This window comes from Microvirga yunnanensis (assembly GCF_025460875.1).
This window is the reverse complement of the sequence record NZ_JAMXFI010000017.1, coordinates 1-23040: the sequence shown is the minus strand read 5'-3', so window position 1 is coordinate 23040 and position 23040 is coordinate 1. Positions and strand designations below refer to the sequence as shown.

The 23040-nt window shown below is 57.0% G+C and carries 11 protein-coding genes and 1 pseudogene; 4 read left to right on the top strand and 8 right to left on the bottom strand.

What is annotated here, in order from left to right; all coding sequences use genetic code 11:
• Positions 1 to 862: 862 nt before the first annotated feature.
• The gene (locus NF876_RS10990; protein WP_262268840.1) at positions 863 to 1228 is read right to left on the bottom strand and encodes a hypothetical protein; all 366 of its coding nucleotides are present in this window, start codon (positions 1226 to 1228) and stop codon (positions 863 to 865) included.
• Positions 1229 to 1759: 531 nt separating this feature from the next.
• Between NF876_RS10990 and NF876_RS10985 the strand changes: the two genes are divergently transcribed.
• On the top strand, positions 1760 to 4066 hold the full coding sequence (locus NF876_RS10985) for a patatin-like phospholipase domain-containing protein (protein ID WP_262268839.1): 2307 nt from the start codon (positions 1760 to 1762) through the stop codon (positions 4064 to 4066).
• Positions 4067 to 4511: 445 nt separating this feature from the next.
• On the opposite strand, the gene ggt is transcribed toward NF876_RS10985, so the two are convergent.
• The 4 genes from ggt to NF876_RS10970 form a co-directional block, all read right to left on the bottom strand.
• A complete protein-coding gene (gene ggt, locus NF876_RS10980; RefSeq protein WP_262268838.1) occupies positions 4512 to 6119 on the bottom strand; it encodes a gamma-glutamyltransferase in 1608 nt (535 codons plus the stop codon).
• 224 nt (positions 6120 to 6343) lie between these two features.
• Complete coding sequence (locus NF876_RS10975) at positions 6344 to 7666, bottom strand: tyrosine-type recombinase/integrase (protein WP_262268837.1); 1323 nt, start codon at positions 7664 to 7666, stop codon at positions 6344 to 6346.
• Positions 7667 to 7670: 4 nt separating this feature from the next.
• Positions 7671 to 8078, bottom strand: coding sequence for a helix-turn-helix domain-containing protein (locus tag NF876_RS43425; protein ID WP_373696644.1), 408 nt, complete (start codon positions 8076 to 8078; stop codon positions 7671 to 7673).
• A complete protein-coding gene (locus NF876_RS10970; RefSeq protein WP_262268836.1) occupies positions 8078 to 8587 on the bottom strand; it encodes a hypothetical protein in 510 nt (169 codons plus the stop codon). Before NF876_RS10970 ends, NF876_RS43425 begins: the two co-directional genes overlap by 1 nt.
• Positions 8588 to 8939: 352 nt before the next feature.
• Between NF876_RS10970 and NF876_RS10965 the strand changes: the two genes are divergently transcribed.
• The 3 genes from NF876_RS10965 (at position 8940) to NF876_RS10955 (ending at position 18924) form a co-directional block, all read left to right on the top strand.
• Positions 8940 to 12548, top strand: a complete 3609-nt coding sequence (locus tag NF876_RS10965; RefSeq protein ID WP_315975023.1) for a helicase-related protein — start codon at positions 8940 to 8942, stop codon at positions 12546 to 12548.
• Positions 12549 to 12667: 119 nt separating this feature from the next.
• Positions 12668 to 15556: a DUF1156 domain-containing protein gene (locus NF876_RS10960; RefSeq protein WP_262268835.1), complete on the top strand. Its 2889-nt coding sequence runs from the start codon at positions 12668 to 12670 to the stop codon at positions 15554 to 15556.
• A 35-nt stretch (positions 15557 to 15591) separates the two neighbouring features.
• The gene (locus NF876_RS10955; protein ID WP_262268834.1) at positions 15592 to 18924 is read left to right on the top strand and encodes a DUF499 family protein; all 3333 of its coding nucleotides are present in this window, start codon (positions 15592 to 15594) and stop codon (positions 18922 to 18924) included.
• 105 nt (positions 18925 to 19029) lie between these two features.
• On the opposite strand, the gene NF876_RS10950 is transcribed toward NF876_RS10955, so the two are convergent.
• From NF876_RS10950 to NF876_RS10940, 3 genes and pseudogenes are all read right to left on the bottom strand, one after another.
• Entirely contained in the window at positions 19030 to 19764 is a 735-nt protein-coding gene (locus tag NF876_RS10950; RefSeq protein ID WP_262268833.1) for a reverse transcriptase domain-containing protein, read from the bottom strand.
• 1469 nt (positions 19765 to 21233) lie between these two features.
• On the bottom strand, positions 21234 to 21698 hold the full coding sequence (locus NF876_RS10945) for a cupin domain-containing protein (protein WP_262268832.1): 465 nt from the start codon (positions 21696 to 21698) through the stop codon (positions 21234 to 21236).
• Positions 21699 to 22176: 478 nt separating this feature from the next.
• Positions 22177 to 22878 (bottom strand): annotated as a pseudogene (locus tag NF876_RS10940) (IS6 family transposase).
• Positions 22879 to 23040 lie beyond the last annotated feature (162 nt).

Genomic DNA, 23040 nt, shown 5'->3' with positions numbered 1-23040 from the left:
AGCTTCGATGCTGATTCACAGGCGAGAGGGAGTATCAGTTATGATGCACATAACGTGACGTTGATAGCGTAGGCCTTGTCACTCACCTGCTCAAGCTTTCAGGACAAGCCCATGATGACTGACTCTCGGCGGGTGTCGAAGCAGGCCACAAGAAAACCCTCCGAAATTGGCGCTGGCGCTGGCCATGCATTGTCCGTCTCACTGGGATGGGGCCAAAGAGAACCTGCCCACAAGGGTTAGCTCTTCTGCAGGTCTACCTGAGGCCAGATGAGGAGAGCAGGATCGCCCCTCGTCACGCCTGTGCCGTGACAGACACCATTGGGAGGGCCTCCAATGTCACGTCCGCAGACCGTCAGAACTTTGCGCTCAACCACCTTCGCACTAGTGACCGCTGTTGGGCTTGGCCTCGCCGACATATTCGCGGCCGCCGCGTCACCCGAGGACGAGATCGCCCGGCTTGATCGCGTGCGAACCAACCTGTTCGAGGAACTCGTGAGGACCCGGGCGGAAGCGGCCACTGCGCGTGCCGAACGGGACGAAGCTGTCAAGGCCCGTGATGCCGCCGAGGCTGAACTCGTACGGCTGAAGCAGGAGGCTGCCAGTGCCAAACCTGCTACCTCTGGGATGAGCGCAGAGACCAAAGCCCAGCCGCAGCACCGTGCTGCGGCCGCAGCATCATCTGCGGTTCGTCGCCAGAGTGTGCGCCCAGCGGCACCGGCAGCGACTGGATCGGTTCCGAGGGCGAGCACGGCGCGTGCGCAGCAACAGTTCGTGCGGGCGAGCCCCACGCCACGCTCAGCCATCAGGTCGTCGGAGCCGGCACCGCGTCAGGGGGCGCCGGTTGCCCGAAGCCAGGAACTGCCTAGCGTGCTGCGCCTGCAAGATCCGCAATAGTCGCCTGCCCGTGGCGGTCTACACGGCATTCGACGATACCCTGGCGGGCTTCGCGTCCGCTTGACCGCGAGTAGACGATCCCCACCTCCACCGGTGCCCGCTGGCCGCTACGGGTGCGCCGCAATTCACCGGCGCTGGTCGCATCAACCCGGATCAACTCCGCGCCCACTTCGCTTGCATGGGTGCGCCCCGCCGTGATGGCCGCCTGTCGGCAGGTTTCGACGATCTCATTGGGGGTGCCCGGACGATACTGGAGCTTGGGAATGCTCGCCCGTTCGGCCGCGTAGCCGCCTCCCAGTCCGGCGGCACCAAGGAGAAGAATGACCCACAGCATGTCTGTCTACCAAAGCGCCCTGCAGATGATGGGCCACGGCATCATGAGTACCGCTTCAAGAAATTCTCACCTGGGCTGTCAGTTCCTTATCCTGAGGTATTAGGAAGGTGGCGCTGCGTAGCTATCGATTTGCCTGTCCCAACAGTCCTGTCACCACGGCCTAACTGAAGTTCAGGATTTGACGGATACTGTTGACAAAGTCGGCACGCGCCGCTTTTTGCCTGCTCAACATACTGAATGTTGGGCCTAATTTGCTGGGCTATGCTAAGTGTTGATCGCCTCAGCCACATCTATGATTTTATCAGCCTTACCGGCACTCACCGGAAGAAAAGCTTTGGTCCGGTTAGGAGGCGAGAAGCAGACCTTCATTTCCGTTTTAGCCGTGTGCTCCAGTGTGCCGAACTCACGGTTAGATCGTTGCATTCGAGCCCTGGCGCGGCTTCGGCTTTCAAGGCCATACGCAAGACCCCTTGCCGCAGGTCACACTCCCTCGAATACTTCGACCGTTGCCTCTGAACAGGCGAGGACCGAATGGAAAACCAGAACCCTGCTCTTGAAGCCGATGTCGTTATGCGGGGCGGCATTACCAGTGGCATCATCTATCCAGGGGCCATCTCAGCGATCGCGAAACGATACCGGCTTCGCTCCCTCGGTGGCACCTCGGCTGGGGCTATTGCGGCCACTGTCAGTGCCGCAGCGGAGTTCGGCCGGTGGAGCGGGCGGAATGCAACAGCCTTTCCGGACATCGTCAGCCCAATTCCAGCTTGGCTTGGGACCAAGACCTCGAGTGGGCGCTCCGCCCTGTTCCATCTGTTCACACCGGACCCGGACACGCGTCCCGTATTCAAACTTGTGACGGACCTAATTGGAGTTCTGGACGGTTCAGGCTCCGCCAAGGCCAAAATCGGCCGTGCCGTCCGGTTGGCTGTGGATCTCCTGCGGCTTCCGATCTTCTGGTTTGGAAGCCTCATGGCTCTGATCGCGCTGTTCGCCTGGGCGGGCATCCCGTTTACACCAGCGACGGTCCTCGTCCTCATCGCAGGCTCGCTGGGCATAGGAGTTCTCGCAAGCCTTGGCCTCGCCGTCTACCGGCTCTGGCATTGGCTGCCCGAGACAGCGGCGCGGCTCAAGACGAATTATTTCGGCATCTGCTCCACCACGGCGGCTGCTCCGGATGTCCAAACCGAGGGGGGAAGACCCATCCCAGGTCTCTCAGCCTGGATGCACCAGACAATCCAGGACGCTGCCGGGATCGGGGACGACGAGCATCCTCTGACCTTTGGAGATCTCTGGAGGGCCTCGGAGTGCAAGCCGGGCCAGCGTGCTGTCGATCTCAACGAGAACACAGACGGAGATGCAATCCGTCAACGGGCACGCGACATTGATCTCGTGCTCATGGCATCGGATCTGACCCGGGGCTGGTCGGCACGCCTGCCCTTCCTCGAGGGGCCGCTCTACTTCCGAAAGAGTGAGCTTGCGATGCTCCTGCCGGAAAGCGTCGTGACCTTCATGTGCACCCGCAAGGCCGACAGCCTCGGCATTCGTATGGGCGATGATGCTTCATGCCCTCCTGATCTGTACCTTCTTCCCGAACCTGAGAACCTTCCGATCCTGTTCGGGGCTCGCCTTTCGCTCAGCTTTCCCTTCTTGATCTCCGCCGTGAAGCTCTACGCCGTAAAACACTACTCCGAAGGGGGCGTCCAACACTTGGAGCCGGTCTGGTTCTCGGATGGCGGCATCACCTCCAACTTCCCGATCCACTTCTTCGATGCGCCGGTTCCGAGTCGCCCGACCTTCTGCATCAATCTCGTCCCGTATGATGCCTCTCTTGAACGGGTTTCGTCGCGCGATGACGATATCGTGGACGAGACGGCTGACGGACAAACATCAGAAATGGCTCAGCAGGGCGAGGCAACGCCACCTCCCTTCTCTGCGGACAATCTCACACGCTCTGCCCCCCTCGACAGGAACACGGATCAGGAGAACTGGGGCTTTATTTGGATGCCATTGAGCAACCATGTTGGCGGTGTGCGCTTCAACAATCTCGATGGAGCAGGGGGCCTGAGCGTCCTGATTAAGTTCTTCTGGGCCGTGTTCGACACGGCCCGTGGCTGGGGCGACAATGAGCAGATGCGTCTGCCGGGCTACCGGGAGCGGATCGTCCATGTGGCCCTGCGGGCCCACGAGGGAGGCCTGAACCTGAACATGCCCGAGGCGACGATCTCGGACCTCGCCCGGCGCGGTGCTCTGGCCGGCGAGTTGATCGCCGCACGGTTCGATCCGTTCGCCCTGACCGACCCGCAAACGGGGTCCCGGCTGGACATGACGATTGGATTCACCAATCACCGCTGGATTCGCTTCCGCACCTTTATGGCGAGTCTCGAAAACCTGGGGCGCAACTTCGTGCTGAGCCTGGAGCGGAGTGCCTCGGCTGCGGCTGAGCGCAACGAAGCGTCATTGGATGAACTCATTAGAAAGGGTGGTGCGGCTCCGGGCCGGCGCGGCAAGATCGGATACGAGTTGGTCAAGCGGCAGCGGAGCTTCATTGAGAAGGAGACTAAAGCCTTTGTGACCCTGATGGAAAAGTGGGCTAAAAAGAGTGTTGCGAGTGAGGATTGCACCTTTGATCGCACGGCAGGCCGGTCGGATACCGGCCGTGCACCACGTCCGAAACCTGCCCTTCAGATCCGTCCGCTGGGTGATCGGGACCCGCGCCAGATCACCTGCGATGCGTCGGCCGTCCTCGCAAGGTCATCCACGAGCGAGAGAAGCCTTGGAGGCTTAGTGCAGCAGGAGGCGGCAGCCTTGCCCACCGTCGCGACAGAGCCTCCGAGCTGATGCATGGAGAATTGCGTTGTTCACGATCGATGTAGATGTCGGTATGTGACATGCCCAATACCGTTCCGTAGTCGCCGTCGTCAGCCTTGCAGAATGTCTGAATGTAGCACACCTGCGACGCTAGCCGGAGGGCAGCAATCTTCACATGACCAGACATTCCGAAAAGTGAATGGACTTCACTGCTTGACCCGATGCCGATGCCCGGCAGATCGCCGCGCCGCTCGGTAGCAAGCTTGCACCGATGGATGAAGTAGCAACCATCTCCCGGATGGAGAGGGGTTCTTCAGATCGGGGGTTCACCCCGACATTTGCGCCCTTTAAACACTCGAAAGAATTGGATCTGCATGCTTGTGCGAGACCCATGATTTCTGGATGAGCGCGTGTTGCACCTCCACCCCAATCCACGAGAGTGATCGGGATGAAGGTGCAAAGCCGTCGAGTTCATTCAGTTGCCGATCGCCACACCCTCACGGCGACTGTCCGCTCCTCCTGTGAGGCCATTCTGGCCCACCACGATGGCTTGGATGCCGGAGTTCATGCTGACCGCCTTCACCTGATGCCCCCTGGCCTCAAGAGCTGACTTCCAGGCCTCCGCTTCTGTGCCGGCCTCGATCTCGGTCGGCCCATTGCGGCTGCCGAAGTTTGGCAGGTCCACGGCAACCTGTGGGTCGAGCTTCCAGTCGAGAAGAGCGACAAGGGTCTTGGTCACGTAGGTGATGATCTGGCTGCCGCCGGGCGAGCCCACCACCGCGTAGAGCTTGTTGTTGGCGTCAAACACGAGCGTCGGCGCCATGGAGCTACGAGGGCGCTTACCCGCATCAACTCGGTTCGCAACCGGTTTGCCATCCTCCTCGGGGGCGAAGTTGAAGTCGGTGAGTTCGTTGTTGAGCAGGAAGCCGCTGCGCGTCATGATGCGAGCACCGAGGCCATCCTCGATCGTGGTCGTCATCGCAACGGCTTTGCCATCCTGATCCACGACAGAGATATGGCTCGTGCCGAACTCGATCCCGTCCGAGGGCGCGAAGCGGAACTCGGTCTTCTGGAACGGCGGATCGCCGGCCTTGGCCCGGCCCATGGACTTGTCCGGGCTCACCAGCCCAGCACGGCTCTTCAGGTATCCGGGGTCAGTCAGGCCACGCACCGGCACGCTCACGAAGTTCAGATCGCCGAGGTAGAGGGCTCGGTCTGCAAACGCGAGGCGGCCGGCCTCGGACACCCAGTGCACTGCATCGGGACCAAGCTTCATGGATGCCATATCCTGGGTCTCAAGGGTGCTCAGCATCTGGAGGACGGCGACGCCGCCGGAACTCGGGGGGCCCATGCCGCATATCTGGTACGTCCTATACGGTCCGCAGACCGGCGCCCGCTCCTCGACCTTGTAGCCCTTGAGATCATTGATGGTCATGTCCCCAGGATTTGTGGTGTGGCGCGTCACGGTCGCGACAACGTCGGCCGCGATCTCGCCGGTGTAGAACGCATCGGCGCCTTTGTCGGCGATTTCCCGCAGGGTGCGCGCGAAGGCGGGGTTCTTCAGGATTGTGCTGACGGGCTTTGGCTTTCCATCCTCGCCGTAGAAGTAGGCCCGAGCGATAGGGTCGTTCTGGAGGTACTTGTCCTGGGTGACAATGCCGTTGAGATACGGGGAGATCGCAAACCCCTCGTCCGCCAAGCGGATGGCCGGGGCGATCAACTGTGGCCACGGGAGTTTGCCCCAGCGTTTGTGCGCTGCCTCCAGGAGGCGCAGCGTGCCCGCGACTCCAACGGACCGGCCGCCTACCACGGCATCGTAGAAGGGCATCGGCTTGCCGTCAGGCCCGAGGAAACGGTCTGGCTTGGCCGCAGCCGGCGCCACTTCACGCCCATCCAGGGTCACGACATTGGAACCGTCCCAGTGCACGATGAACGCACCGCCGCTGATACCGGAGTTCTGAGGCTCCACGAGGTTCAGAACGAATTGGATCGCAATGGCTGCGTCAACTGCGCTTCCGCCTGCCGCCAGGATCTCGCGTCCGGCTTGGGACGCCAACGGATTAGCGGCGGCTGGTGTTGTCACGTTAACCAACCCCGGGCGCACTGAGGCAGATTTGGCCGCATGACAGTTTCGGAGGGCTAGATTCTACAGGAAAAACGGCTTTTCAAACAGTATGTTAGCGCATCCGGTTGGATACCCTGGACGATAATCTGGACACTAGGTGCATTGGATTTCCACGAATAATTTGGCCGACGAACTATCCGGACCGTCTGCTCTCCCGTGCCACTGAGATGTCACCTGAAAACTTATTCAGGCTTCGACCTTCTCCTTGCCATGGTCTTGCGCTGAGATAATTTAGCTATCTGTTTCAAGAGCTTATCCTTCCTTGTAGGGCTAACCTGGACAGGAACCTGGACATTCGGAGCGTCAGCTTCCAAGTTGGATTTTGCCACCAGTTCCTCCAATTTCTCACGGCGGCGCTTAGAGGCTTCGTTAGCCCTGTTTTGAAGCTCCAACATGTCAGCAGGAGGGACATGGGAGTAATGCTTTGCCGTTATGGCGATGTTTGCATGACCGAGATGTTGCTGTACGGCCCTTAAGTTTCCCGTGCCCCGGAGCAACCGCCCACCGGAGGTCCGACGACAGTCGTGAATACGGATGTCAAATCCCAGTTTTGTTCTGGTGCGATGGAACCAAGTAGCGAAGCCCCATTTGGTAAGGGGATAGCGTTTCCCAGCAACATAGCGCAGCCCATTCTTTGGGTTAGTCCATGTCTTCCTGCACACAAAGGTGAATACGTAAACTGGGTGCTTACCTCGTTCATTCAGTAGGATTTCCAGCATCTCGTCATCAATCTTGATGACGTGTTCACGACCACCCTTCTGCACCACTTTGATCTCACGGTTGCCGAGATCGATCTGCTGCCAAGTCAATGTCGCGAAGTTTGAGAGGCGCAGACCGGCCAAAAGCGCGAACATGAAGCACGCGCCGTAATCTTCGCGGCAATGCTCCCTTATCTTGGCCTCTTCTTCTAACTTAATCTCGCGGGTGCGCGGACCAGCCTCCCTTTGCGCAAGAAGCGACCACTTGATTGGGGTCACCGGCACTTGCCATTCATCACGTGCCATCATGTAGACGCGGCGAAAGAGAGACCACGTGTAGCGGTTGATAGTAGCGCCAGAGAGTTTCACTGGTTCCATTGAGCGCGTTTCCGGGTTCCACTTTAAGACCGGTTCACCCTTCCCATTAAGTCTTGGCTGAAGTTTCCGCCTCTCCACGATCATACGCATGGTTTCCAATGTGACATTACTCATCAGAGTGTCAGGGCCAATCCAGTCAACGATCCGCTCAAACTCTTTTTCCTCGGTGCCGAGATCCCGTAGGTTGATATTGCCGTTCGAACGCTGACGCTCCAAATACTTGGAAACAGCATGCAAAACAGTCATACCAGCGCCTGCTTGCTGATGCGGAGTCGCAAGCGCTTGCTTCTGCACCTCTATCTTTGCAGCGCGCTCGATCCGCTCAGCTTTGCGCTTGTCGGTTTCACCCGTACTACCTTGGAATCTTTGCCCTTTGAAGAAGAAGCGGTAGGTCCAGATATTTGTCCCAGGCGGCCTATAAAGTGTCATGTGATCACGCTCCGTGTTTGGCGCGGAAGCGCTCCGCGAACGATGCAGCACTGACGGGTTCGACGGTTTTTTGGGACGGCCTTGAGGCTTGTGCGCTTGTCGGAATAGGATTGCTCACGTTTCGACGTGTTCTCTTAGAAGCGTAGGCGTCCAACTGAGCAGCCGTGAAGCGAATCTCGCGGTGTTTCGAGCCACGCCGCGCAAGGTCTATGTATTCGATCTCCCCGTCATGAACGAGACCGAGGAGGTGATCACGCGAACACTTGAGCCTCCGCGCAGCCGCAGGGATGTCGTAAAGGCCGCCAGTTCCTGAATTGGCGACAGTTATTAGGCCATCGACGAATGCTGCCAGTGCTCGCTCCAGCACTGCCAAATCGCCGAGGGCATGAGTCTGACGAGGTCTGCGAGGCATTATTGAAACGCCTCCGGATTGGTCATGAACGGCTTCAGCATCCCGGCAATTGTGCGCAGCGCCTTTTCGCGTTCGAAATACGACGCAAATCCTTCCGGGTAGACGGGAGTGACAGAGGTCTGAACCAACTGACCGGTTATGTTCGCCCGAAGAATGAAAAAGCTGCGATCCTTCAGAAACCGGTATGCAGTGGCCGCTGCCATAGCCATATCGAGATCATCTTCGAGAACTGCACAGACAATCAATTCACAGAGTCGCTGCTCCGCTGAACGAACATCAATGGCAGCCTTGCCGTGTCCATGAACAAGTTGATGCGGCTGCTCGACGCGAGAAAGCTCGAAGTGCTGAAGCAGTTGTTCCGCCTCAGTTGTATAACCAACTCGGATTGGCATAATCTGTTTATAATGGTGCGCTGGAACGTATAGGCAAAAGCATCCGAATGCCTCAAACCCTGACTCTGTCAGGTATGTATTGTGATTCTGATTCATAATTTCTGATGAAGACATCATTCACGCCTCCCGATGCTTCAAAGCACTTGCGATCCTGATCGCTTGTCGGGATGGTCACGATATGTTCTCAGATGGTCAAGCAATATATTCCGGATACTTATGCCATTACACTATTGACAAAACCAGTTTTTACAGGTGTGTATTTGCCAATATACTTATACTTACTTTCGTTCTACCAGTTTTAGTTTAATATATAAATGCAGATTAGTTCAACAAAAATTGGTTCGCGCTAAATTGTTGCTCCACACTAACGGCAGCAAACGCCCCGTGGCGCAGACCAGCCTCGGACAAGATCCGCCTCAGCCGAGAGCAGCGTTATGGTTAGCCACTCGATATTGTTCAAAGAATTGGTGTGCCCCTTGCCACGAAGCCTGCTGATGTGCCTGATTCTAATGGGCTGCTGACGAAACAAGGCCCGGTCGAAGGTGATGGTATATCAGTGGTTGAGTTGGAGCGTATTAAGCCGGGCAGTCGGATAAGGGGTCTCGATCCATCTGGCGTCGCAGATATCATTAGCGTCTCTTGGTTCGGTTCAGATACGCTGGAGGTCGTTTACCGTGTTGACGGTCGCGTAGGGCAGCGGCTCATCTTTCGCTCAGAAGAGCCTGAGTTTGAAACGATTGCTGGTGGTCGCGCATTCAGCTTTGACGGCGACGGCCATCTCCTTCGGCTTGCATCCGAAGCCATGCGGATCAGGCTCGCTCATCTGTTTGATCCTTACATGGCGGTGCACGCATCCCGCATAGAAGCACTCCCGCACCAGATCACGGCGGTTTATGCAGAGATGCTGCCACGCCAGCCTCTCCGGTTCTTACTTGCGGACGATCCCGGCGCTGGGAAGACGGTGATGGCCGGGCTGCTCATGAAGGAACTACTCATCCGAGGCGATCTTGAACGATGCCTAATCGTCGCCCCCGGCTCTCTCGTCGAGCAGTGGCAGGATGAACTCGATGAGAAGTTTGGCCTCAAGTTCGATATCCTCACGCGCGACCAGATTGAAGCTTCAGTGACAGGTAACCCCTTCGCTGAGAAGGGTCGCCTCATCGTCCGCTTAGACATGGCTGCGCGTTCAGAAGACATCAAAGCGCGCATTGGGGCCGCCCCCGACTGGGACATCATTATTTGTGATGAAGCTCATCGCATGGCTGCCTCCTACTTCGGGGGCGAGGTGAAGGAGACACAACGCTACAAGCTTGGCAAACTCCTCGGGCAGCGTGCTCGCAATCTCCTGCTCATGTCAGCAACGCCGCACAATGGCAAGGAAGCCGACTTTCAGTTGTTCATGGGCTTGCTCGACGCAGATCGTTTTGAAGGTCGCTTCCGGGAAGGGGTCCACAAAGTGGATACCTCCGACATGATGCGCCGCCTGACAAAAGAGGAACTTTATCGGTTTGACGGCACACCGTTGTTCCCAGAACGCAGAGCCTATACGGCAACCTACGAACTATCGCAGGCGGAGCAGGCGCTTTACGAGGGGGTCACGACATACGTTCGGACAGAGATGGACCGTGCAGACCGGTTCGGCGATGACAAGCGACGCGTGAATGTCGGCTTTGCACTTCAAATCCTTCAGCGTCGCCTTGCATCTTCTCCAGCCGCAATTCACCGGTCACTTCAGCGGCGACGCGAGCGTCTTGAAACCCGGCTTCGAGAAGAGCATCTTATTCGCGCGGGAGCCGATGCAGGAGCCCGACTAAGAATATCTTCCCCTCAAGTCCCATCCTACGATCCTGACGAAATAGATGAAGTTCCAGGAGACGAGGCTGAAGAAACTGAAGATCGCATCGCCGATCAAGCAACGAGCGCTCAAACTATCGCTGAACTTGAGGCTGAGATAGCTACTTTAAGAGCGCTTGAGACCCAAGCGCTTGCAGTTCGCCAATCCAGACAGGACACCAAATGGCGTGAACTTGTCTCGATCCTGGAACACCCGCTGATGTTTGATCCAGAGACGGGTTCACGACGCAAGCTCCTGATCTTTACGGAGCCAAAGGACACACTGGAATACCTCGCCGATAATATACGGGTTCGGCTCGGCAAGCCTGAAGCCGTGGCAGTCATACATGGTGGAGTGGCACGCGAGGCGCGGAAGGCCGCGATTGCTGCGTTCAATGACGATCCTGTAGTACGCGTCCTTATAGCCAATGATGCCGCTGGGGAGGGTGTGAACCTCCAGCGTGGCGCTCACCTAATGGTCAATTATGACCTACCATGGAACCCAAATCGACTGGAGCAGCGATTTGGGCGCATTCACCGGATCGGCCAGACGGAGGTCTGTCATCTATGGAACTTGTGCGCAGCCAACACTCGCGAGGGTGAAGTATATCGGCGGCTCCTTGAGAAGATTGAGGACGCACGCAAGGCATTAGGTGGACGCGTCTATGACGTACTTGGGCAACTCTTTGAGGGACAGGCCCTGCGTGATCTGCTCGTTGAAGCAATCCGTTATGGCCAAGATCCAACCGTTCGCCAGCGTATGTTCCAAGCCGTTGATAATGCGGTTGATACAGAAACTATCAACCGGTTGGTGGAAGCACGAAAGCTCACCAGCGAGGGTCTCGACCCACGCAACGTCGGTCATATCCGGGACGAAATGGAGCGTGCTGCCGCGAGGCGACTGCAACCGCGCTACATTCGCTCATTCTTCGAGGCGGCCTTCGAGCGGCTCGGAGGGCGCATGGCACGTCGGGAGACCGGGCGTTACGAGATCAGCCGAGTACCTCCATCGTTGCGGGATAGAGACCGTTTGATCGGCAGAAGTGATCCTGTTCTGGAGCGATACGAGCGGATTACATTTGATAAATCGTATATCATCGGCCCTCCCCCGGCATCCCTAATCGCCCCTGGCCATCCGCTACTTGATGCAACCGTCGATCTCGTTCTGGAGCGGTTTGGCTCCGTAATGAAGCAAGGTGCTGTCCTCGTTGACGAGACGGACGAGAGCAACGTATGCCGCGTCATGTTCTATCTTGAGCATGCTATCCGCGACGGGCGTACAGTCCAAGGTGGCGAGCCACGTGTAATTTCGCAGCGCCTTCAGTTCGTAGCACTAGGCGAAGATGGGACAGCACGCGATGGCGGTCCTGCTCCCTACCTGGACTACCGACCGATCACCAACGAGGAGCGAGCTACAATCGGCTCTGCTCTTCAGGCATCCTGGTTATCAGGTGATCTTGAGCGACAGGCATTTGGATTTGCCATCCAACACATTGTACCAGCCCACCTCCGAGAGGTGCGTGAGCGGCGGCTTGCTGAGATTGAAAAGGTGGAGCGGGAGGTAGTCGCGCGCCTCACCCGCGAGATCACCTATTGGGACTCGCGTGCGGCTCGGCTCAGGGAGGAAGAGCGAGCGGGTAAGGAACAGCGCCTTAACGCGGTGAATGCTGAGGCCACCGCACAAATGCTGGCAGATCGGCTTGAACGACGCAAAGCTGAACTTGATCGCGAGCGCCAGATTACAGCGCTTCCTCCGCTGGTGCGTGGTGGTGCGCTAGTCGTCCCCATAGGACTATTGAAACACATCCAATCGTCGCAGCCGGGTCGGCCTCCGTTCGGCAATGATCCTATCTCGGTGGCAGAAGCCCGGTCACGCGTCGAACGAGCGGCGATGGAAGAGGTGATGGCGGCAGAGCGCCGGTTGGGACGCTTGCCGCGCGACGTGTCCAATCTGAAGTGCGGTTACGATATTGAGAGCCGCGATCCAGTTTCGGGCCACCTCATCTTTATTGAGGTGAAGGGGCGTCACCCTGATGCCGATCACGTTATAATCACCCGTAACGAAATCCTGACCGGTCTCAACGAACCAGATGCCTGGGTGCTCGCCATCGTCCGCGTAGACGGCACCGTCGTCCAAGAGCCTATTTACATTCGTGCACCGTTTGAGAGAGAGCCCGGCTTCAATGAGATTGCAGTGGTGTTCAAGCTGGACGACTTACTGGCAATAGGGGCTCCTCCCTCATGACGCCTCCCCGCGCACTTAACGGGCAACATAGGATCGGATCGGTTGCCTACACCTCTGCCAAAGTTCACGATCCGTTACTGAAATTACCGTACAACATCGCCTTTTAACTCAGGCCCTGCATGTCGTCTCTCTCGTCCTCTCCTGCCCGTAAGAAACTCATCGAAGTCTCAATTCCGCTAGAAGCCATCAACGCGGCCTCTGCAAAAGAGAAATCGATCCGTCATGGTCACCCTTCAACCCTTCATCTCTGGTGGGCACGGCGACCGCTTGCCGCGTGTAGGGCCATCCTATTTGCCCAACTCGTTGACGATCCTTCTGCTTGGCCAGACCGATTCCCGACAGTGGAAGCGCGTGACGCCGAGAGAAGGCGGTTGCACCGCATCATTGAAGCCATCGTGCCTTGGGAAGCAACGAACAATGAGGCGGTCCTGAACGCTGCGCGCTGGGAGATCGCTCGCTCAGTGGCCTGGGGGCTTGGCGAGGAGCCGCCGCCGCAGGATGATGCTTCTGCCATCCTCGATTACCTTCAGGCTAAGGCCCCGCCAGTTTACGACCCGTTCTCAGGAGGTGCCTCCATTCCCTTGGAGGCACAGCGACTTGGGCTCCGCGCGTATGGCTCAGACCTCAACCCAGTGGCTGTCCTTATTGGGAAGGCGCTGGTCGAGATCCCACCGAAGTTCGCTGGATGCGCCCCCGTAAACCCAGATGCGCAAAGTGATCAACGGCTTGTAGGTAAGACTTGGAAGGGCGCTCAGGGCCTTGCAGAGGATGTCCGCTGGTATGGACACTGGATGCGGGACGAGGCTGAGCGACGCATCGGTCACCTGTATCCGCAAGCTACGTTGCCGAACGGGTCAAAGGCCACAGTGATCGCTTGGATTTGGGCGCGCACGGTTCGCTCTCCTGATCCGGCCGCAAAAGGAGCGATGGTCCCACTGGTCTCCTCTTGGGTGCTCTCCACGAAGGAAGGTAAGAAAGCGTGGATAGAGCCAATCATTGATCCATCTGTACAGGATGGCTATCGTTTTGAGGTGCGGACTGGAAGCCTCGAAAAGATACATCAAACAAAGCTTGAACTCGGGACGAAGTCTGCAAAAGGTCAAGCCTTTAACTGTATCCTGACCGGCGCTCCAATTGAACGCACTTACATCCAGAGCGAAGGTAAGTCAGGTCGCCTTGGAACGCGGTTGCTGTGTGTAGTCTTCGAGCAGAACGGCAAGAGAGGCTTTCTTGATCCAGACCGATACGACGATCACGGGATAACGGAGCAAGAACTTTCGAAGTACGCAAGTGATGCCCGGTCGGACTTCCTGGCAGGGGAAACTCCGACGCGCGCAATGATCACTGGAGGAGTGTGCTCTGCTTACGGGCTCAGCACATGGGGCGACCTATTCACATCGAGACAGGTTGTAGCCCTCACGACTTACGCCGAGCTTGTAGCGGAAGCCAGAAATCGAGTTCTTGAAGACGGCATTCGCCTTGGCGAAGACGCGCCCAGCTATGCAGATGCCGTCGCAACGTATCTCGGGCTCGGCGTAGGGCGACTGAGCGACATACAGAACGCGTTGTGCCGCTGGGAGGCTTCGAAAACGCAAGTTCGAAATCTTTTCAGTCGCCAAGGCATGGGCATGGTTTGGGACTTTGCCGAGAACAACCTGTTTAACAGTGCAGCGGGTGACTTTCTAACCAGCTTGGAAAGTCTAATTAAAGCTATCGGCAGCGCACCAGCGAAGGGCACCGGTTCAATCAAGCAACTTGATGCAACTCGCAACAACTATCCAGTCAGGCCGATTGTTATTTCCACTGACCCTCCGTACTATGATAATATAGCTTACTCGATACTCTCGGACTTTTTCTACGCTTGGCACCGGAAAGCACTCATTAATGTTTGGCCGGATCTATTCCGGCGGCTTACTACACCAAAAGAAGGAGAGCTTGTTGCGACCGCATACTTACACGGTGGTCGCGCTGAGGCAGAAGCATTTTTCATGAAAGGCATGAGCGATGCCTTAGCTGCTATGCGCAAGGCCGCCACAGATGGAGAGCCGCTGGTAATTTACTATGCCTTTAAGCAGTCTGAGTTGGCTGAGGAGGGACTCACATCTGCCGGTTGGGCTTCTTTCCTGCAAGCAGTGGTAGATGCGGGTCTAGTTGTGGATGGGACATGGCCAGTGCGAACTGAACTCGCCAACAGGATGATTGGGCGGGATGCTAATGCACTTGCATCGTCCATCGTCCTAGTCTGCCGAAAGCGACCAGAAAAAGCCGCCGTTGCTACGCGCGCGGAGTTCCTTCGAGAACTTCGCCGCGAACTTCCAATGGCGATGAAGGAAATAATCGCTGCTCGCGTAGGGCCAGTCGATTTTGAGCAAGCTGTGATCGGACCCGGCATGGGCGTTTTCACCCGATACGTCAAAGTGTTGGAGGAAGATGATAGTGTGATGAGTGTTAAGACAGCCTTGGCTCTCATCAATCGCGCCCGTCTTGAAGTTGATCCAACACCAGCAGGAAACTATGACCCGGCGACCCAGGTCGCTATTGCTTGGTTCCAAGCCCATAGTTACAGCGAAAAAACCTCCGGTGAGGCGATACTACTCGCTAATGCCAAGGGAGTTGCTCTTCACGATTTATTCTCGGCAGGGGTCTTTCATGATGGACACGGGAAGGTTCGGTTGGTGAAACGCGAGGACTTGCCAGCGAACTGGTCCCCTGCGACGGACAAGACATTCACCGTCTGGGAATGTGTCCAGCACACAGCCCGTGCACTCGACCAAGGTGGATCACAAGCAGCGGCGGGGCTCATCAAAGCAATGGGCCGCAGGGCCGAAGATGCACTCTCGCTCGCATACCGGCTTTACGACATTGCAAATGCACGCGGCGACGTTATCGAGGCTCGGGTCTACGCCGAACTCGCAGCAGAGTGGCCAGACTTGGAGGCGCTCGCAGCGAATCTCCCAGATGACGCGTTGCCAAGATCGACGCCTATCCAGCCATCGCTATTCGGTTAACTTACTGATCCGGCACAAGAGAGAAAGAGATTTCAATGTCTGAGGCGAAGGAGACGCTTCATAGGCTGCAAAGCGCGCTGTTCCATCTTCAGCGAGGAATCCATCCCTTTGTTCAACAGCACCTCTCAGCCAAGCACGGGGCGAACTGGCGGCACTACGCGAGCCGAGCTAACGGCTCCGACCCACGCGGAGATCTTGATGCCTACGCGCTTCTAAAGACCATACAGGACAACTGGTCGGATGTATTTTCCGCTCGGCTCCCCCGTAACACGCGCTCCTTCATCTTCGCCGCGTTTGACGCACGAAACGCATGGGCGCATCCACCGCTCACGGGCATCCCTTCTGACGACGCCCTGCGCTACCTAGACGCCATTCATCAGTTGCTTCTCGCTGTCAGGTCAAGTGAGGCGTCAGCCGTGAAGGCCCTGCACCTAGAACAGGTTCGTGTTGCGGCGGGAATGCCAGACGGCGCGGGTGCCACAACATTCGTGAAGTCCTCATCCGTTCCACAAGAGAGTCTCGGTTTTGATGTGCCCCAGCAAACCTCGGTTGGGCAACTCAAGCCTTGGCGCGAGGTTGCTGCCCCACATACGGATGTTTCGGCGAGCCGGTTTGAGGAAGCCGACTTCGCCGTTGATCTCACCCAAGTAGATCTGAACCGTGCTCGCGGCGACTACCAGAACCCGCGCGATTTCTTTGCCAAGACCTATCTTACTGAAGGCTTGCGACGTGTGTTGAGGCTCGGCTTAGAGCGACTGACGGGAAAAGGTGGCGAGCCAATCATTGGGCTCCAAACCAGCTTTGGCGGCGGTAAGACTCACACCATGTTAGCGCTTTGGCATCTCGCCAATGCCGAGGAACCGCGTGCCTTGACAGGTATCCCGGAACTCCTCGATGCACTCGGTATTGAGACTCTTCCCACTATCAAAACCTTCGTGTTCGTGGGCACTGGCAAGGGACCGAACGAGCCGATGAATCGTCCCGACGAGCCGACCGTACGGACGCCGTGGGGCTATCTTGCGTGGCGTCTTGCTGGAGATGCTGGACTTGAACTCGTGCGCGAGTCCGAGAACGCCCGGACCAATCCTGGCTCCGAAGCGCTCATGAGCGTGCTGGCCAAGGCCGGGCCGTCTCTCATCCTCCTTGATGAGGTAGTAGCGTACGGACGCCAATTGGAGGGCAGCGCATTTGAGGCATTCCTATCTTTCATCCAATCACTTACCGAAGCGGTAAAGGCATCGCCCGGTGCGCTCTTAGTTGGTTCGCTCCCGGAATCGATCCAGGAGGCGGGTGGCGTTGCAGGGCAGCAAGTTCTTGTGCGCCTTCAATCAATCTTCGGCCGCGTCCAGTCCCCTTGGCTGCCTGCGCAGGGGATGGAGACCTATGAGATCATCAGACGCCGCCTGTTCCAGGACCTTCAGCCCGAGGAAGCCAAAGAGAGAGACAAAACAGTCAAGCGGTTTCATGATCTCTATAAACAGAACCCGAACGATTTTCCCGCCGAGTGTCGAGAAGCCGCTTACCTAGAGCGGATGCGCGTCTGCTACCCCGTACATCCGGAACTCTTTGACATGCTCTCGTCAGACTGGGCAACATTATCCCAGTTCCAGCGGACGCGCGGCGTGCTGAGGTTCATGGCGAATGTCATTTACGCTTTGTGGCGGTCAGAGACTAATGAACCACTGATCCTTCCCGGCTCCCTTCCGCTTTCTGATCAACGGCTCCGATCTAGTGCGCTCCACCCGCTCCAGCCAGCCTATGCAGCAATACTGGATAGCGAGATCGAAGGTGATAACAGCCTCGCGCAACGCGTAGACGCTTCAAAGCGGCGGTTTGGGGAAATCCGAGCCGCGACGCGTGCTGCTCGTGCCATCTTTATGGCAACTGCACCACACGCCGGAGCCACCCATGCCGGAATGACAGGGGCTCAACTGCGTGTTGCCTGCGCCCGGCCAACCGATCCTCTTCCGACGTTCGGCGATGCGCTACGCGAACTGAAGGAACGAGCCAATTACCTCTACGAGGACGGTGGCCGCTATTGGTTTGCGACCCAGCCAACCTTGAACCGAATTGCAGATGAGAAGGCGAAGTCAATCCCGTTGCATGAGGTCAATACTGCTATTGCCGCAGAACTGCGCGAGGATGCACGGAGCAGGGGCGGCTTTTCGCGGGTACATGCCGCGCCAGATGACCCTAATGATGTTGAAGATGGAGGGGACCTCGCCCTGATCATCCTCGGCCCGACGACAGCACACACTGGCCGTACCGCTGGACCTTCTCCAGCAACTGATATTGCCACGTCAGTCCTACAGCGTTGCCGTTCCTCGCAACGTATTCGGCGCAACACCTTGTTTTTCGTAGCCGCCGAGGAGGTCGAACTCGGTAAAGCCACCGAGAACATTCGGCAGCGGATCGCGTGGCAGACTATCCTCAACGACGAGACGTTAACGGGCGGACTCACCCAAGCACAGTTGGGGGACGCCAAGGAAAAACTGCGGTCATTCACTGAGAGTACTCGGCGGAGTTTGCGCGCAGCATGGTCACATGTGCTTTACCCGCTAAAGCCTGAAGCGACAGCGACGGGAACGGCATTCGAGCTTGCTCATCTACCAGTTACTGCGCGTGAACGCGCCTCCATTGCGTCGGCAACCTACGACAAGTGCCGTGCTGACGGCGTTATCTTGGAAAAGCTTGGGGCGGAGACCTTCGCCAGCCATCTTGCACCCCTGTGGCCTGAAGATGAGCCACATTTGCCGGTGAAGCGTATTGCCGATTGGTTCGCATCCTACGTTTACCTTCCAAAACTAAAGGACAATGTCGTTCTGGCTGAAGCCATACGCCTTGCCCTGAGCAGTCTCGGGGCTCCCTATGGTTACGCGGAGGAGTACAATGAAGCGACTGGGAGATATCGTGGGCTGTCACTAGACAAAGCCGTTCCCGTGGACATTGGCTCAGACGCAGTTCTGGTAAGGCGCACGGTAGCGGAGCGCCAGATTGAGGCTGATCAGCCAGTTCGATCTCAGGAGTATGGTGGGAGAACTGCGACGGTCTCGAATCGTCCTGAAGGTGGCATATTAGGTGGGGAAACGGCAACGCGCACACCTCTTGGTCATTCGCCAAAGCGCGCCCTGCGTCGCTTTGTAGGTGTCGTTGATCTTGATCCGCAGCGACCTATTCCGACCATCCAGAAGGTTGTCGAGAATGTTATTGCTGAGCTTCAGCGCACACGAGGAGCATCCATCAAGCTCACACTTGAGATTGAGGCGGAGGCGGCGTCTGGCTTTGATGAAGGTGACGCATCAATCGTCAGGGACAATACCAAGGCACTGAAGTTCAAAGAGGGGCCGACAGGATTCTTCGAAGAGTAACTGCGAACCAAAACCTGGAGTGGTCTGCAATGACGAGACCCGCGCTGGAATTGCCGTGCTCATCAAAACAGAGCCGTAGATCACCGAGCCAGAACGTTTCCAATCCTATAAGGTGAAGTTCTTCTCCTGCACCCGCAAGCAGTAGTCGGCGAATGCTTTGTCGGCTTGCTCGGTTGGGTGGCTCCCAAGGAATTGGCTGATGCGATCCTCGGTGACCGCTGCAAGTCCGTGCTTGAGCACGCAGTTGAAAGCTGTGATTTCTTCCTGGGGCTGGATCAGCTTGCGCTGGTTCGGGCTTAGATTTGCTATCCCACATGCTTTCAGCATTTCGGCATAACTGTTCTCCAAGACGCGCTTGTTGGTAGAGGAACCAATAAAGTCATCTAGGTATACAGAAATGAAGACCCCTTCTGCCTCGGCTTTTCTAATTGCCGCCATAACAGGGGAACGCATCAGAACAAGGCTCGCTAGAGCAGGCGACTGAACAAACCCGATGGGTAGTGCATATCTCGGTCCAAGAAGCGGGTTCTTGACGCACGACCACTTGCCGTAGGTCCGAGCTTTTTCGAATCCAACCTTGTGAAGAGCTTCGCAGGCGCGATTGCGCGAAATCGCGTAGTAAAAGTGCTGGAGATCAATCCGGAAAAAGAAACGGTTGTCGAGGTGCCGATGGAGGGCCGCTACGTGGCCTCCACTGCGGTAATGGTAGAAGCAATCCGGAAGTTCTACGCGACTCCGGCAAAACTCAACAATCCGCTCGCCCTTGCGGGTGCACTCATCGTTGGGCACAAAGATAAACTTTTCACCCAGCCTGAACTTTTCTTTGTAATTTTGGAACATAGCTGGTGATAGTTGACGGCCTTGTTCACGATTTCAATCACAACAGGGAGAGCCTTGTGACAGGCCCAACCCAGAAGGACGATCTCGCGAACAAGGCGTATAAGGTCAGCGTATCTGCGCATTCCATTGCCTCCATTCGTGACCACCAGCTACCCACGACTCCAAGCGTATGGAGCCGTCAACCAATAAGACAATCTTATGGTCAAGCCATAAGCATGTCAGAAAGACATATCGATGCTTGCCCAAAGGCAGACACTCGATAGTCCGGGAGCCGGGGCAGAATGCTGGCGGCTGTCGATGACAATAAGCTTAGCAGTTTAAGGGGCAAGAAAATATTCAATTTAATCCACTGATTCCACAAGGCTGCGCGAACCCTGGCAAGCTCATAGACCTCAGCAACTGTTTGCCGGGAGTTCTCAAGGATGTATGCCCTTCCAGCCACTACTTTGTTCGCCCTCGGGATGCCTCGCATCTAATGCTTGTGGTGCAGTGCTATGGATCATTGTATCAGTATTGCCGAATCTCCTCCTGACGCGCCCAGCGCCTCCCTCGTTCTAGGTGTCACTTGTCGTTGTTTGTTCGATCCATGGTTCCCAGGACCTATGACCCAGTTGATCGGTGTATTTACTGTGGTGCGGAGCGCTATGCAGCGGACAGCAATCGGTACTTGGCCGAGGAGCACATCATCCCGTTTGGCCTCAATGGCGGACTTGTTTTGCCCAGGTCCAGTTGTCGCAGATGCGAACGTGTTACCGGGCGGGACGACTCGTTGGTTCTGAAGGGAGCGTTGCTCGGATGTAGAACAATCCTCGGCTTGAGGACCCGAAATCCAAAGGACAGGCCCAAAGCACTTCCGCTCTTTGATGCAACCACAACACCGAACCGTAAGGTGATGGTCGCGATTGAGGATTATCCGATATCTATCCTGCTCCTGCATCTCGGGCCTCCTCCCGCCTTAACGGGTGACGTGGCAAGCGCAGGGAGACCAACAGGTACTTGGTGTCACTTCTTCAGACGGGACACGGCCGTCCTACGCTGGAAGTATGGGCTTAAGGAGTTCGGAACCTCATCGCTGGACAGTTGGGCGCTCAGCCGTGTCCTTGCGAAGATTGCACATTCCTACGCAGTCGCAGAGCTTGGCCTTGAGGGCTTTTCCGCACTCTTGGCAGAACCAATCCGCGAGCAAGCGGATCATATTTATAACTTTGTCGGCGGCGCACAGGAATATCTACCGCCAAGCAATCACCTACACGAGATCGGTTTCGAGCCTACTTCATCTGAACACGATTACATCGTTGTCCGAATAAGACTATTTGCCTTTCTGGGTGCGCCTGTCTACCGAGTTGTTGTCGGCACACGATGTGTTCAGCATCCTCGCGATCAGGATGGTACAGTCAAGAACGTGCTAAAGCGATCTCGATGCGGGTCTGAATCCTTTGAGGCAGGCTAACGATTGATCAAGCCCTGGCCTAACTTGGCGCTTGAACAAACTCGACGCCGTACTTGGCTGCAATGTCTCGAAAGCTGGATGACCCAGCCTTTGCTGGGTTGCCACTGTCCACTTGGGCGTCAACGATCTCGGTGATGAATGCCTCGAACACCCCGGCTGGGGAGGTGATGCCCATCTGCCGCCCAACGCCAGGACCAAGGTTCTTAAGCCCATGGATCGTGCCCCCAGGTGCGAACATCGCTTCTCCTGGGCCGAGGATGCGAACCTCGTCCCCGACCTGACCTTCGAACCGGCCCTCAATGACAACATGCCACTCGTCGTAGGGATGGCGGTGAAGGCCAGCCCCGGACCCTGGAGGGCCGCTCGACACACAGATGCTGTAATCCCCCTGTATTGAGGTCGGGTTCATGAAGGTGAGGTCGATACTGCCGATCCGGATGGTTCTTCCCTCATCAGCGCCGAAGAAGCCGGATGCTTGAGCCATGTCACCCTCCTGTGCTGCCCGGCGATTTTACACGAAGCACTGCCAGCATGACTGGGGCAAAGGAGATGAAGTTCAGAATGAAGCCAGTTCGGCTTTAGGCGCGTAGGAATAGGAAGACGCGCGATCTCTGATAAGGCACAACCGAAATCTTCAGAACCGTTCCCGGATAGAGCAACAGGCCCGACAGGAAGCTTTCGGTACCGCAAAAAATCGTTTTTCCGTAAACGAAAAATCGACGACGAAAAGGGAATCGGACAGGGCTTTTCTGCAAGTGAGGAGCGCCAAGAACATCGGTACCCGGCCTACCCTGGATAAAACCTGGATGATTTTCGCCGCACTTTGTCGCTTTTAGGCGACCTAGACCGATTTCGCCGTCCGCCCTGCACGCTTGGGCTAATGGCGAAAACTCAGCGAAATCCGAGATGTACCTGGGCAATGATGGCGCACCCGACACGATTCGAACGTGTGACCTTTGCCTTCAAGAGGCGACATTCGCTGCGACTTTCCAATCGGCCATGGCATTGCGGCGGTGAAGGTAGGTCGCACGGGCAGAGCGGCGGGAGCGGGGTGGAACGAAAAGATTGCGGACAGCAGAGAACACGCTGACGAACCGCTGCAGGTATCTGGGTGATCGAAAGCCCTGCCTCGCCCGCTCTCGTCGCCGGAACGGCAGATGCGAATTCTCCGCTCTGTTACTCAGCCCTTTATGCGAGCGGTACTCGACGTCTGGCATGACTTGGCGCCGGGCGGCCGCATACGAGCCGAGCTTGTCGGTGATCATGCGCCGGGGTGGGCCGCCTTGTTTCTTCAACAGGCGGGTCAGCAAGCGCTTGGCGGCCGTGGTGTCGCGTCGGCTCTGGACAATTTCATCAAGCACATAGCCGTCCTGATCAACCGCCCGCCACAACCAGTGTTTCTAGCCGGCAATGGTGACCACGACTTCGTCGAGATACCAGATATCGCGACAGTTTGGTCTCTTACGCCTGAGGCGGCGAGCGTAATCTGGCCCGAACTTCAGCGCCCAGCGGCGGACGGTCTCATAGGAGACGAGGATGCCGCGCTCGAGCAGCATCTCCTCAACCAGCCGCAGGCTCAAGGGGAACCGGAAGTATAGCCACACCGCATGGGCGATGATCTCGGGCGGGAAGCGGTGACGTTTGTAGCTGACAGGCTTGGTCATGCGGGCCTGTCTAACCCGGCCCCAGTCAAACCCGAGTTAACGTGATGTCGTGGATGGCGCCCTCCACCAGCGTCGGACATGCCAGAATGGGCATGTTGAAGAACCGGAGAGGATCCACGCTCATGTCTGAGATTGTCACAATCGGCCTTGATATCGCGAAGA

Coding starts and splice junctions, on each gene's coding strand:
- NF876_RS10990 (WP_262268840.1), bottom strand. CDS start 1,228: ATGCTGTGGGTCATTCTTCTCCTTGGTGCCGCCGGACTGGGAGGCGGC.
- NF876_RS10985 (WP_262268839.1), top strand. CDS start 1,760: ATGGAAAACCAGAACCCTGCTCTTGAAGCCGATGTCGTTATGCGGGGC.
- NF876_RS10975 (WP_262268837.1), bottom strand. CDS start 7,666: ATGACACTTTATAGGCCGCCTGGGACAAATATCTGGACCTACCGCTTC.
- NF876_RS43425 (WP_373696644.1), bottom strand. CDS start 8,078: ATGCCTCGCAGACCTCGTCAGACTCATGCCCTCGGCGATTTGGCAGTG.
- NF876_RS10970 (WP_262268836.1), bottom strand. CDS start 8,587: ATGATGTCTTCATCAGAAATTATGAATCAGAATCACAATACATACCTG.
- NF876_RS10960 (WP_262268835.1), top strand. CDS start 12,668: ATGTCGTCTCTCTCGTCCTCTCCTGCCCGTAAGAAACTCATCGAAGTC.
- NF876_RS10955 (WP_262268834.1), top strand. CDS start 15,592: ATGTCTGAGGCGAAGGAGACGCTTCATAGGCTGCAAAGCGCGCTGTTC.
- NF876_RS10950 (WP_262268833.1), bottom strand. CDS start 19,764: ATGTTCCAAAATTACAAAGAAAAGTTCAGGCTGGGTGAAAAGTTTATC.
- NF876_RS10945 (WP_262268832.1), bottom strand. CDS start 21,698: ATGGCTCAAGCATCCGGCTTCTTCGGCGCTGATGAGGGAAGAACCATC.